Raw genomic sequence first — 12,407 nt, forward strand, 5'->3', positions numbered from 1 at the left:
CTCACACTCCTGCGGCCCGTGACGAGGTGCGGCGCCCGCGAGCAGGCGTTTAGGGTGTATTCCGTGTCCCCCACCTCCCCCACGTCCCCGGTGTTCCCCCCGACCAGTACTCCCGCCCGCAGTGCCGGTGCCCTGCGCGCGGCGCCCGTGCCACGCATGCGCGTCCTGCTTGGCGCGCGTGCGACGGCAGTGACGGCGGTGCTCGTGGCGGGCGGCGTGCTGGCCGGGTGTGCGGCACCCGCAGGCACCGGGTCTGTGGTGCCCGCACCGGTGGCGGATTCCGCCCTGGACTCGCTCGTAGTGCTCGCGCCGGAGGCCCGCGCCGCCGAGCCGTATCACCGGGATGCGTTCGGGCAGCGCTGGAGCGACGACGTCCGCGTCGAGATGGGCCACAACGGCTGCGATACCCGCAACGACATCCTGAGGCGAGACTTGGACAATCTCAGCGTGAAACCCGGCACCCACGACTGCGTGGCATGGTCCGGGGACCTGCGCGACCCGTACACCGGGGAGGAACTCCACTTCCAGCGCGGCGAGGGCGGCACTGCGAGCAGTGTGCACATCGACCACGTCGTCGCACTCGCCAACGCCTGGGCGACCGGCGCGGACGCGTGGGATGAGGATCTGCGTCGCGACTTCGCCAACGATCCGGCGAATCTGCTGGCGACCTCCCAGGTCGCGAACAAGGCAAAGGGGGCGAAGGATGCCTCGCAGTGGCTGCCGCCGAACGAGGAGTTCCAGTGCGACTACGCCCGCCGGCAGGTGGCCGTGAAAGCCCAGTACGGGCTGGGGGTCACCCCGGAGGAAAAGCAGGCGTTGGCCACGGTCCTGGGGCGCTGCGGGGACGACGAGACCGGCCGCTAACTGGGCGGACTCGCGCGATTGTCAACGCTGCGGGGCACCGCGCACATGCGCACGCCCCGCAACCGGTGCGGCTGCGGGGCGTGCGTGTGGGGGTGTTAGTCGAAGGCGGGCCACTCGTCGCGGGAGCGCTTGAGCTCGAAGAAGTGCGGGTAGGAACCCAGGGTGACGGCCGCATCGAAGATGCGGCCTGCTTCCTCCCCGCGGGGGATGCGGGTGAGCACCGGGCCGAAGAAGCCCCGCTCACCGATCTCCAGCACCGGGGTGCCGACATCGTTGCCGACGCGCTCCATCGCGCGGGCCTGGAAGGCCCGCAGCTGGGCGTCCATCTCTTGCGTGTTGGCGACGGCGGCATACTCGGCCGGCAGGCCCACCTCGGCCAGTGCCTCGGCGATGAGGCCGTCGTAGGCGCCGTAGCCTTCCTTGCCGCCCTGGCCGCCGTTGTGGATGAGGGTGCCGAGCGCGGTGTAGAGGGCGTCGACCTTCTCCGGGGCCTCGAGGGCCACCTTGGTGAACACCCGGGCCGGACCCCAGTTCGCTTCCATCTTCCGCTGGTAATCGGCAGGCAGTTCCTCCCGACCCTCGTTGAGGACCGACAGGCTCATCGGCACGAACGTGACCTGCACGTCGCGGACCTTCTCCACCTCCTTGATCCACCGGGACGTCACCCAGCAGAAGGGGCAGGACACGTCGAAGTACAGGGTCACGGGGGTCGCCATGTGGGGGTGCTCCAATGCTTGAGAAAAAGGGGAAGACGGGGACTGTCGGGGACTGTCGCTGGGGTGGGGGTTCACGCCGGGTGCGGGTGATGCGCACGCGGCAGTCATGGGTTCCAACGCGGTGGCCTGCGGGTGATATTCCATCCCCGCAGGCGCGGCGGGTGGAAGGGGGCGGCGTTGTTAGAGTGGGGCCATGACGTCTTTGAACCTCACACACGCAGAAGCCCAGGCCCGGGCCGACCTCGTGGCATCCTGCCACTACGACATCGCCCTGGATCTTTCCGAGCAGGGCGAGACGTTTGTCTCCGCCACGACGGTGCACTTCACGACCCGCGACGCCGGGTCGTTGTTTATTGACCTCCGCGCACGCGACATCCGCGAGGCCGTGCTCGACGGGGTGCGGCTCGACTCCCCCGACCCCCGGGAGGGCATCGACTTGGGCGAGCTCGCCGCAGGCGAGCACACCCTGCGGGTGGTGGCGGACTGCGAGTACTCCCGCACCGGGCAAGGCCTGCACCGCTTCGTCGACCCTGCGGACAACGAAACCTACCTGTACACCCAGTTCGAGACCGCCGACGCGAAGCGGGTGTTCTGCTGCTTCGACCAGCCAGACATCAAGGCGACCTACAGCATGCAGGTCACCACCCCGGCCGGGTGGAAGGTCATCTCGAATCCGCCGATGGAGGTCGCCCACACCGCCGCCGGTGACGTGCACTCCGGCCGGGTGGACTACCTGCTGTCGACCTACCTGGTGGCGTTCTGCGCGGGCCCGTACCACGAGGTGCGGGACTCGTGGACGGGCACGCTCACCCACCACCCGGAGACCCCGGCGGATCAGCCGACAGAACTCACCGTGCCGTTCGGCCTGTACTGCCGCAAGTCCCTGGCGCACGCCCTGGATGCGGAGCGCATTTTTGAGCAGACGAAGCAGGGCTTCGACTACTACCACGCGCACTTCGGCATGGCCTACCCCTTCGGCAAGTACGACCAGGTGTTCTGCCCCGAGTACAACATGGGCGCGATGGAAAACGCCGGCTGTGTCACCTTCCGCGACGAGTACGTGTTCACCTCGAAGACGGCGCACACGATGTACGAGCGGCGCTGCGACACGATCCTCCACGAGCTGGCCCACATGTGGTTCGGCGACCTGGTGACCATGCGGTGGTGGGGTGATTTGTGGCTCAACGAGTCCTTCGCGACGTGGGCGGCGGCGATCTCCCAGGCGGAGGCCACCGAGTACGACACCGCGTGGGTGACGTTCGCGAACGTGGAGAAGGCGTGGGCGTACAACCAGGACCAGTTGCCGTCGACGCACCCGGTGGTGGCGGACGCCCACGACATTGAGACCGTGGAGCAGAACTTCGACGGCATCACCTACGCCAAGGGCGCGTCGGTGTTCAAGCAGCTGCAGGCCTACGTGGGCCGGGAGCCGTTCTTCGCGGGTGTGCGCCAGCACTTCGCCAACCACGCTTTCGGCAACGCCACCTTCGAGGACCTGCTGGGGGCGTTGGCGCAGGCCTCCGGGAGGGATCTGGACGGCTGGGCGGGCGAGTGGCTCACCACGACGGGTGTGAACACCCTGGCCGCGGACACGGCCACCGACGGCGGCGTGTACACCTCCTTTGCGGTGACGCAGACGGGCGCGCAGCCCGGCGCCGGGGAGACCCGCACCCACCGCATCCAGATCGGCCTGTACAACCTTGTCGATGGCCAGGTGGTGCGCACCCACGCCCACGCCCTCGACATCGCGGGCCCCCGCACGGACGTCCCGGAGCTCGTCGGCCTGCCGGCCGCGGACCTGGTGCTCGTCAACGACGAGGACCTCACCTACGCCCTCATGGAGTTCGACGAGGACAGCGTGCGCTTCGCCGTGGAACACATTGACGCCATCGTCGACCCCATGGCCCGGGCGCTCGTGTGGTCGACGGCGTGGGAGATGACCCGCGACGGCACGATGAAGGCCCGCGACTACCTGGCCCTGGTGGGCCGGGGTGCGCCGCACGAGACGGAGATGTTCGTCCTCGAGTCGGTGCTCAGCAAGGCGGAAGCCGCCCTCGGCTCCTACGCCGACCCCGCCTGGGCGGCGAGCACGGGCGCACCCACGTACGCGCAGATGCTGCACGCCGCAGCGCTCGCCGCGGAACCGGGCTCCGATGCGCAGCTCATCTTCGTCCAGCACCTCACCCAGGTGCGCCTCGGCGACGCGGAGGCTGATGCGGTGCGCAGCATCCTCGCCGATCAGCCCGTCTTCGCGGGCCTCGACGCGGATGCGGATATGCGCTGGCGGGCACTGACCGCACTCATCGCCCGCGGGGAGCACACCCCCGACTCCGCGCGCGCCGCGATCGCTGAGGAATCCGCACGCGACCAGTCCTCCAACGGGCGGAACTGGGCGTGGACCGCCGAGGCCGCGATCCCCACGAAGGACTCCAAGGCCGCCATCTTCGACGCAATCGTCACCCGCGGCGCACAGATGAGCAACCTGGAGCTGCGCCACAAGGGCCGCGGCCTGCTGTGGGCCGGCAGCGACGACCTGCTGCTGCCGCTCACGGCCCGCTACTTCGACATCGCGCCGACGATCTGGGACACCTTCGAATCCGAGGTCGCGCTGCGCACCCTGACGGAAATCTACCCCCGCTGGGACGTCAGCCCCACCACGGTGGAGCTTGCCGAGGCGCTGCTCGCCGGCGACTACTCCGCAGGCTTCAAGCGGGTCATCGCCGAAGGTAACGACCGCCTCCAGCGGGCGCTGCGCAACCGCGCCATCGACGCCGCCTAAAGACCCGGCGCGCACCGCGCCCCACACGTACAAAGGCCGCTGGTGCCCACGAGATTGTCGTGCGGTACCAGCGGCCTTGCCATGTTCGGCGTTCCCGCCACGGGGTGCGGCGGGTGATCTCTGCCCGGGCGGTGAAGTCTTAGTGCGGGTGGGCGTGAGGGTGCGGCATGGCCTCCGAGTGGTTGATGAGCATGTTCGCCACGCGTTCCATGTGCTCCCACACGGCGGCGCGGTGCGCGTCGTCGAGGGTGTCGGAATCGATCTCGTCGAGGGAGGCCTTCATCATCTCCAGCCAGCGGTCGCGCTCCGCCTCCCCGATGACGAAGGGGTGGTGCCGCATCCGCAGGCGGGGGTGGCCGCGCTCCGCGGAGAACGTCTGGGGCCCGCCCCAGTACTGGGCGAGGAACCAGCGCAGCCGGTCCTCCGCACCCTCCCAGTCATCGACGGGGTACATCGGGCCGATGAGATCGTCCTCGCGGACCCGGGTGTAGAAGCCGTGGACGAGTGCCCGGAAGGTGTCTTCCCCGCCGACGGCGTCATAAAAGCTTTCCATGGTGCCCCAGTCTAGGCCGGTGAAAGCAGCACAGAAAACAGGCATGGAAAATGCTTTTTTAATTGCCGGGAGTCGCCTTGGCCCCTCCTCTTCCCCAGGCGCGCAGCACCCTCCACCGCGCGGGTGATTCACCCACCCGCGCCACACACCACCGGACAGCCGGCGCGCATCACCGGGGAAGATATAAGAGCCGCAATCACGGGATCCGGCAGCACGCGCCGCCGACGGCACCTCACTGCGGCGAGTGCACCTCATTTCCTGGCTTTTCCCCGGCCGGGGTTCCATCACCGTCCGACGACGCCGGCGCGGGCGCCGTCAACGCGCCCACGATGGCCGCCAACAGTGCGCGCCGCACCGCCCCCTGCGCGCCTGGTGCTGTCGGCACATGCACCCGGATCACCATGTGGTCGGTCTCCAGGGAGGTCACCCCATCGACGACCGGCTCCCCACGCACGAGGGAGGCATACTCCGGATCGGCCGCCACCTCCCGGCTTGCTGCCCCAATGGCCGCCACCGCCTCATCCACCCGGTTCGAGTACTCCACCGGTACCTCGACGCGCGCCACCGCAGTCTCCTGGGTGGAGTTACCCACCTGCGTGATCTGCCCGTTGCGGATGTACCAGCGGGTGCCTTCCGCATCGCGAATCGTCGTCACCCGCAGGGTGACGTTCTCCACGGTGCCGGACACATCCCCCACCGTGACCTCATCGCCCACCCCATACTGGTCCTCGATGAGCATGAACACGCCCGTGAGGAAATCCTTCACCAGGGACTGCGCGCCAAAGCCCAGGGCCACGCCCGCCACACCTGCGGACGCAATGAGCGGGGCCACATTGATGCCTACCGTGGACAGCAGCGTGATGCCCGCCCACGTCCACACCACGATCGCCACCGCGCTCCGCCCCACGGACGCCAAGGTCTGCATGTGCGCCCCCTGCCGGGGACTATCGCCCCGCTGTGCGCGCGTGCACACCGTCGTCACGAGCCGCCGCAGCAGCACGTGCAGCAGCAGCGCCACCACGAGGACCACGAGGACCTTCGCGGGTTTGTCGGAGAACGCGTCCCAGTGGGCGCGCACCCAGTGCACGGGGGAGGTTGCGCGAGCAATCAGGGGCAGTACTGCATGTTCAGTCACCATCACGGCATCCCAGGCTACCGCCTGCGCCCACAGGCGGTAGCTGCGGCCCGTGGGCGGGCGGGCACGCGGCAGGCCCCACGGCCGCCCGCCACCGAAGCTGGGCGTGGGGGTAGCGCCGGGGGTGTTTCCCGACCCCCACTTAGGTGACATAAATCCAGGCCACTACCCTCAAACCCTATGAATGCTGTACTCGTCGCTGTGCTGGTGATGCTGATCCTGTCGGTGTCCCGCATCCACGTCGTCCTCGCGCTGTTCATCGGCGCCCTCGTCGGCGGCATCCTCGGCGGGCTCGGACTGGACGGCACCCTCGTCGCCTTCCAGGACGGGCTATCCGGCGGAGCCAAAATCGCCTTCTCCTACGCCCTGCTGGGCGCCTTCGCGATGGCGGTCGCCGGCTCCGGGCTGCCGCAGCTCCTCGCGAACTGGCTCATCGATCGCATCGGGGCCGAAAGCGCTGGCGCGAAGAAGACCACCGAGGTCGCGGTGAAGTTCACCATCATCGGCGGCCTGCTGGCCATGGCAGTGATGAGCCAGAACGTCATCCCCGTCCACATCGCGTTTATCCCCCTCATCGTGCCGCCGCTGCTCGTGGTCATGAACAAGCTGCAGCTCGACCGGCGACTCGTGGCCTGCGTCATCACCTTCGGCCTGGTGACCACCTACATGTTCATCCCGATCGGCTTCGGTTCGATCTACCTCAACGAAATCCTGCTCGGCAACATCGAGTCCTCCGGCCTGGACGTCGACGGCATCAGCGTCATGCACGCGATGGCCATCCCCGCCCTCGGCATGCTCGTCGGCCTCCTCGTCGCGGTGTTCATCTCCTACCGCAAGCCGCGCGTGTACGCCGACCTGCCGATCGAGGGCACCAACACCTCCGGTGCGGCAAGTGCCGCCGCCGCGATGGATGAGCTGGAAGACCACGCCCCCATCTCCCGCTACCGGGTCACCGTCGCCCTCGTGGCCATCGTGCTCACCTTCGCCGTGCAGCTATGGATGCAGTCCACCGGCTTCGAAGCCGACTCCCTCATGGTCGGCGCCCTCGTGGGCCTGGCGACCTTCATGGTCACCGGAGCCGTGCGCTGGGGCGAGGCGGACAGCGTGTTCACCGCAGGCATGAAGATGATGGCCTTGATCGGCTTCATCATGATCTCCGCCCAGGGCTTCGCCGCCGTCATGAGCGCCACCGGCGCCATCGACCCCCTGGTCACCGGCACCGCTGAACTGTTCAACGGCAACAAGGCCGCCGCCGCCCTCGCGATGCTCGTCGTCGGCCTCATCGTCACCATGGGCATCGGCTCCTCGTTCTCCACCCTGCCCATCATCGCCGCGATCTACGTGCCGCTCTGCGCCTCCCTGGGCTTCAGCCCCCTGGCCACCGTGGCCATCATCGGCACCGCCGGCGCCCTGGGCGACGCGGGTTCCCCGGCCTCCGACTCGACGCTCGGCCCGACCTCCGGGCTCAACGCCGACGGCCAGCACGACCACATCCGCGACTCGGTGATCCCCACCTTCCTGCACTTCAACATTCCGCTGCTGCTCGCCGGCTGGGCCGCAGCCATGGTGCTCTAACAGCACTTACCCCACACCCACTAGGCGGGGCTCCACCCCCACGGCCACCGCGCCGCGATCGACCAGGTGGGGCCCCGCCCGGTCGTTGTCGTGTCTCTGTGCGCGCTCCAACACCTTGTACGCCCCGGCAGGTCCCCATCGTCTTGCCCCTTTTTTGTCGACACAGAGACACATGAAGGTCCCAGCGGAGAACCCTCTCTGCTGGGACCTTCCTGCGTGTCTACGCCCTCAACGGCACCCGACTGTGGCGTTGGGGCCGCCAGTCGGGGCGAGGTGGATGCTCTGCTAGCTCAGTGGTTGCAGGCTCAGCGGGCCGCCGGCGCGCTGGTAGACGCTGCCGCGGACGGTGTCGATGCGCACCCATGGGCCGCTGCGGCTCACGCGGGCAGTATCTCCCGGTGCGGGGGTGTCGGCGGGCGGCAGGAAGTCCAGCTGCGACAGCGCCCAGATGGTGCCCATGCCCAGCGCGATGCCTTCCACGGTGAGGACGTCTTGGTGCAGCAGGCTCGTCGGCACGCCGACAGAGCCGGCCTCCTTCGCGGCGGCGGCCCCCTGCTCGGCGAGGTCGCGCAGCACCTGCACGGGCACGTGGTCGACGAGCTCGAAGCCTGTAAGAGGCGGCAACGCCCCCGGCCACAGGGCCGCACCCCCGGCGGACAGCATCATCGGCGCCGCCTGGGAACCTGCGGCGGCGAGCTTCTCGGCGAGCGCAAGCGCCGACACCACCGTCCCGTCGGGTTGGGCGGTGCCCCCACAGCGGCGGGCCGCCACCACCTCGAAGGGGGTGGTGACGAACACATCGACGGTGTCGGGCTGCCCGGCATCCAAGGCGACGGCCCGCACACGGGCGGCGGCCTGCCTGTCGAGGCGCAGGGCGCGCTGCAACAGCGCGAGCACACCCTGCCGGGAAGAAGTCAACGTGATCACTTGATCTGCCACGCTTTCATAGGCAATCGCGCGCCCGGCCGCCTACCTCACGGCAGCTGCTGCCGTGGGGGCTTAAGGGGCACGCGAGGACAAAAGAGAAGAAGTTAGGAATCCTGGCCCGCGTCGGCCTCACCGTCAGGGGTGGTGCCGGCCCCGAGGGAGAGGACCTTCGCTTCGTTGGAGGTAATCGGCCGCGGCATCGACGTCGCGACATCCACCGCCACCTGCACACAGGTGACGATGGCGCACTCATTGCCGTTGCGATCGAAGATCGACTGGCGGGTGGTAAAACTCGTCGTGCCGATGCGGGTGACGGCCGTCGTCACAAGCACCTGGGTCGTGTCCGGCAGGATCGGCCGGAGGTAGTCGACCTCCATGTGCTTGACGAAGACGGCGGGGACGGGAAGCCCGCGGCCGACGAACTCCTCGACGGCGAAGATGTTGCGGGCTTCTTGGGCTAGTTCAATGTAGGCCACGTTGTTGATGTGCCCGAAGCGGTCAAAATCGGACCACCGCACATCAACATGAGTGGAATGTACGCTCTCATTCATGGTTCACCAGTATAGGCCCACCGAACGAAACAGGTCGGCCTGCCAGTGAATTTTTCGCACTCAGCGAACAGCACGATGCACAGGCCAACCACACCGACCCCTTAGGCGGCGGTCGCATCCCAGGCACCGGTATCGATGCCGGTGCCGCGGCGGCCCCACGCCTGCAGGGCATCGAGGTACTCCCCCTGCTGCCGGGCGAGGGCTTTGGCTGCCGCCCGGCGCGCCCGCCGGGAGCTGGCGTGCTGTGCGGCCTGGCGGCGGGCGGCCTTGCGTGCCGCGTGGTCGCCGGCGGCGGCCGCGACAGCCGGGTCGGGCAGCAGGCCCGCGGTGGCGGCGGCGGTGCTGGCGGTGGCGAGGAAGCTACGTTCCTCCCGCATGACCCAGCGCCAGACGGCTGCGAGGACGCCGACGACGAGCAGCATCTTGGCGAGCATGAGCGGCACCTGGATGATGCCGCCAGGCATGGGCGAGTTCCACAGGAAGTGCAGCCCGTAGCTGGCGGCGAACAGGCCCACGAAGACTGCGCAGCGCCGACCCAGCGCCCAGGGGTGGCTGGTGCGCCCGAGCAGCACCATGATGCCGACGCCGATGATGGCGGTGTACACCCAGTGGGAGGTGAACCCGATGGCGCTGCGCAGCAGCGTCACCGGCAACGCCCCATCGATATCGCTGGTGATGCTGCTGGCTGCGCTGTTGGTGGCGTAAAGGACGTTTTCGACGAACTGGAAGCCCAGGCCGACGAAGCCGCCGACGAGGAAGCCGTGGATGAGGCGGGTGTGGGTGGCCGAGGCGACGAGGACGACCAGCAGGGCCACCAAGCCCTTGGACCATTCCTCGGTGGTGGGCCCGGAGAACGCGGCACCCCAGTTTTCTGCAGCGGTGTCGTCCATGAGTGCCTGCACGATGCCGTCGATGGCGGCGTTGCCCATGAGCGACAGCCACGTCGACACCGCAGCCCCGCCGAGGAATGCGAGCACCAGCACCCAGCCGCGGCGGGCCCGGTAGCGGTCGAGGGCGAGCAGCACCCAGGCGAAGATGGCGGCCGCCACCACGATGAGCGGGGCGACCAGCCACAGCGCGTCGCGGGTGAGGATGACGCCGCGGGCGGTTTCGACGAGGATGCCGATGGTGCCGGCGGCGACCATGCCGACGAAGACCCACCAGTAGGCGGACTGGGGGCGGAAGAACTCATGCCCCACCGCTGCCGATGGTGCCCTGTGACCACCGGCGTGTGCGGTGGTCGCCACCGCCGGGGCTGCGGCGGCGGCCGGGGTGGTGTGGTCCGGCCACGGGGAGTCCGTCGGTGCTGGCTGCTGGTGTGCTGCGGCGAAGGCGTCCCCGTCCGGGGTGGCAGGAGTGAAAGGATTGTTCGGGGTGGTCATGGGCTAGTTCTCACCGTCCTGCTCGGCGGGGGCGAGCTCTTCGATCGTCAACGCGTTGGCAATGTCAATGAAGGGTTGCTCCTTGGTGAAGTCCTTCGACAGGGAGGTCACCGCGACGAGGGTGTCCCCGTGGGCGATCATCGCGCAGGGCCCGGCGGTGTTATCGCCGTTGTTCACGGTCTCGCAGGAGTAGGCCTCGTAACCCTGGTCGGTGGTCTGCTTCTCGTCAGAGAGGATCACCGCCATCCCGTCGCTCGACATCGAGGTCGCGGTGCGCTCAGCGGCGGTGCGGACGTCGCTGACCCCGGACACGATCCGCACCGACAGGGAATCATCTCCCTGGGTATACCGGGTGCTCGCAGGGGAGCCGGTGCGGTGTTCCTCCCACCCGGCGGGTGCCGGGTAGGTGACCTTGACCATCCCGGTGTCCAGCACAGCAGTGCCGGCAGCAACCGGGGTGGTCGGCGGGGTGAGGACATGGGCGATGGCGGCGGGCACGGCCCAGGTGCAGCCCAGGAGGACGGCGATGACTGCGGCGGGGGCGATATCGCTCACGCGGCGACGGCTACGCGGTGATGGTTGTGTCACAAGGTCTCTTTCGCGCTCACGCACAGCACCCCGCGCGAAGGTCCGCCGGGGTACTGCACGGTGATTGTCAGTATGCAAGGCGCTCACATTACCCCGCAGGCGTGCCCGGTTCCTAGCCGGAGATATGACAACAAATCACAGCGATACCCTGCACCTATACGAAAAAACGCACCTGTCCTGGTCAGTGTTCATTTGTGCTCGGGCACGCGCATGTGCCCGCTCGGGCACGACTCAACGAGGCGACACCGCGCCCGCGCCCTCAGCGCGCAGATCCACCAACAGCCCCGAGTGATCGGAGACCGCCTCCGGGGTGTCGTCACCGAACACGACCGCATGGCGTGTGGCACGCACCCCAGGAGACGAGAACACGTAGTCGATCCGCAGCGCCGCGGTGTTCTCCGCCCACCCGTGGATCTTCTTATGCACAGTGCCCTCCCCACGCACATCCGATGCCGTGAGGAAAGAATCCGCCCACGGGCCCGACACCTCGCCCCCGACGACGAGGTCGTAGCCCTCCCCTGCCACGCTGGCCGCGTTGTTGTAATCCCCGGCCAGGACCACCGGGGCCGACTGGGCCAGCTCCGCGAACTGGGGCGCGAGGAACTCCCACTCGGCACGGAACAGGTACTTATCCGCCCCCGGCTTCGGTGCCCCAATGGGGAAGCCCTGCACCACATCGCTGAAGGCTGGATCCTCCCACCAGGAATAGTGCCCAGATACCACCCACAGGCCCGCCTCCTCGCCGGCGGTGCCGGTGCGCGTCGGCAGCACCTCCACCCCGAGGCTCACACGCCGCCGCACATTGTCGTAGTCGAAGCCCTCGGCGTGCGGCAGCCGCACCACGCGGCCCGCGGGGCGGCGGGTGACAACGGCGATGCCTTCGTCGTACACCCCGAAGCCCAAGTGGGCGTCCGCCCACGCCCACTGCACATCCTCGGCCCCGAGCTGGCGGAGGATCCGCACCAGCAGCCACGCATAGTTGTCTTCCCGGATGGGGCGTTCGTTCCCGCCGAGGAAGTGGGTGGCCTCAAGGTCCGCGTAGGCAACTTCCGGGGTGGCTTGCGACTGGTTGACCTCCTGCAGGGCCACCACATCGACGTCCCAGTCGAGGATCGCTTGGGCTATGCGGTACAGCTTGGGGATTTGGTGTTCCTCCAGCCAGGCGTGCGCGTTGAGGCTGAGCAGCCGCAGCTCGCCGGGGGCGGGCTGGGGGTGCTGGGAGGAGGGGGTGTGGGGCGCAGTCATGCCTTACATCCTAGGCCTGAGTTTCACAATTTGGGTTAGTACGTTCCGAACAACTCCCGCTCGTAGTCCTGCCGCATCCGCTTCCGCTCATC

11 protein-coding genes are annotated in these 12,407 nt (G+C 68.4%); 3 read left to right on the forward strand and 8 right to left on the reverse strand.

Going from position 1 to position 12,407, the window contains the following annotated elements; all coding sequences use genetic code 11:
* The first annotated feature begins 63 nt into the window (after positions 1 to 63).
* On the forward strand, positions 64 to 864 hold the full coding sequence (locus C1Y63_RS05015; RefSeq protein ID WP_233195582.1) for an HNH endonuclease family protein: 801 nt from the start codon (positions 64 to 66) through the stop codon (positions 862 to 864).
* Positions 865 to 959: 95 nt separating this feature from the next.
* Here the strand turns inward: C1Y63_RS05015 and C1Y63_RS05020 are convergent, their stop codons facing one another.
* Positions 960 to 1,580: a disulfide bond formation protein DsbA gene (locus C1Y63_RS05020; RefSeq protein WP_106015374.1), complete on the reverse strand. Its 621-nt coding sequence runs from the start codon at positions 1,578 to 1,580 to the stop codon at positions 960 to 962.
* A 193-nt stretch (positions 1,581 to 1,773) separates the two neighbouring features.
* Here C1Y63_RS05020 and pepN point away from each other — a divergent pair, with 193 nt between their 5' ends.
* Positions 1,774 to 4,359 (forward strand): aminopeptidase N, encoded by a 2,586-nt coding sequence (pepN, locus tag C1Y63_RS05025; RefSeq protein WP_106015375.1) that lies wholly within the window; start codon positions 1,774 to 1,776, stop codon positions 4,357 to 4,359.
* A 139-nt stretch (positions 4,360 to 4,498) separates the two neighbouring features.
* Here the strand turns inward: pepN and C1Y63_RS05030 are convergent, their stop codons facing one another.
* Both C1Y63_RS05030 and C1Y63_RS05035 read right to left on the reverse strand, forming a co-directional pair.
* Positions 4,499 to 4,912: a globin gene (locus C1Y63_RS05030; protein WP_199189060.1), complete on the reverse strand. Its 414-nt coding sequence runs from the start codon at positions 4,910 to 4,912 to the stop codon at positions 4,499 to 4,501.
* A gap of 232 nt (positions 4,913 to 5,144) precedes the next feature.
* A complete protein-coding gene (locus C1Y63_RS05035; RefSeq protein WP_106015377.1) occupies positions 5,145 to 6,200 on the reverse strand; it encodes a mechanosensitive ion channel family protein in 1,056 nt (351 codons plus the stop codon).
* 27 nt (positions 6,201 to 6,227) lie between these two features.
* Between C1Y63_RS05035 and C1Y63_RS05040 the strand changes: the two genes are divergently transcribed.
* Positions 6,228 to 7,622 carry a Na+/H+ antiporter family protein gene (locus C1Y63_RS05040; RefSeq protein ID WP_106015378.1) on the forward strand — a complete coding sequence of 465 codons (1,395 nt, stop codon included), beginning with the start codon at positions 6,228 to 6,230 and terminating at the stop codon, positions 7,620 to 7,622.
* 285 nt (positions 7,623 to 7,907) lie between these two features.
* Here C1Y63_RS05040 and C1Y63_RS05045 read toward each other — a convergent pair whose 3' ends face one another.
* The 5 genes from C1Y63_RS05045 to C1Y63_RS05065 form a co-directional block, all read right to left on the reverse strand.
* Entirely contained in the window at positions 7,908 to 8,561 is a 654-nt protein-coding gene (locus C1Y63_RS05045; RefSeq protein ID WP_106015379.1) for a hypothetical protein, read from the reverse strand.
* 92 nt (positions 8,562 to 8,653) lie between these two features.
* Positions 8,654 to 9,100 carry a thioesterase family protein gene (locus tag C1Y63_RS05050; RefSeq protein WP_106015380.1) on the reverse strand — a complete coding sequence of 149 codons (447 nt, stop codon included), beginning with the start codon at positions 9,098 to 9,100 and terminating at the stop codon, positions 8,654 to 8,656.
* 101 nt (positions 9,101 to 9,201) lie between these two features.
* Positions 9,202 to 10,482 carry a PrsW family intramembrane metalloprotease gene (locus tag C1Y63_RS05055; protein WP_106015381.1) on the reverse strand — a complete coding sequence of 427 codons (1,281 nt, stop codon included), beginning with the start codon at positions 10,480 to 10,482 and terminating at the stop codon, positions 9,202 to 9,204.
* Positions 10,483 to 10,485: 3 nt separating this feature from the next.
* Entirely contained in the window at positions 10,486 to 11,037 is a 552-nt protein-coding gene (locus tag C1Y63_RS05060; protein WP_106015382.1) for a hypothetical protein, read from the reverse strand.
* Positions 11,038 to 11,301: 264 nt separating this feature from the next.
* Positions 11,302 to 12,315, reverse strand: a complete 1,014-nt coding sequence (locus C1Y63_RS05065) for an endonuclease/exonuclease/phosphatase family protein (protein WP_106015383.1) — start codon at positions 12,313 to 12,315, stop codon at positions 11,302 to 11,304.
* Positions 12,316 to 12,407: the final 92 nt, after the last annotated feature.

The organism is Corynebacterium sp. 13CS0277, assembly GCF_002994655.1.
GTDB lineage: Bacteria > Actinomycetota > Actinomycetes > Mycobacteriales > Mycobacteriaceae > Corynebacterium.

Bases quoted from the DNA above. Each gene is read 5' to 3' on its own strand.
- C1Y63_RS05020 (WP_106015374.1), bottom strand. From the start codon at position 1,580: ATGGCGACCCCCGTGACCCTGTACTTCGACGTGTCCTGCCCCTTCTGC.
- pepN (WP_106015375.1), top strand. From the start codon at position 1,774: ATGACGTCTTTGAACCTCACACACGCAGAAGCCCAGGCCCGGGCCGAC.
- C1Y63_RS05030 (WP_199189060.1), bottom strand. From the start codon at position 4,912: ATGGAAAGCTTTTATGACGCCGTCGGCGGGGAAGACACCTTCCGGGCA.
- C1Y63_RS05035 (WP_106015377.1), bottom strand. From the start codon at position 6,200: ATGTCACCTAAGTGGGGGTCGGGAAACACCCCCGGCGCTACCCCCACG.
- C1Y63_RS05040 (WP_106015378.1), top strand. From the start codon at position 6,228: ATGAATGCTGTACTCGTCGCTGTGCTGGTGATGCTGATCCTGTCGGTG.
- C1Y63_RS05050 (WP_106015380.1), bottom strand. From the start codon at position 9,100: ATGAATGAGAGCGTACATTCCACTCATGTTGATGTGCGGTGGTCCGAT.
- C1Y63_RS05055 (WP_106015381.1), bottom strand. From the start codon at position 10,482: ATGACCACCCCGAACAATCCTTTCACTCCTGCCACCCCGGACGGGGAC.
- C1Y63_RS05065 (WP_106015383.1), bottom strand. From the start codon at position 12,315: ATGACTGCGCCCCACACCCCCTCCTCCCAGCACCCCCAGCCCGCCCCC.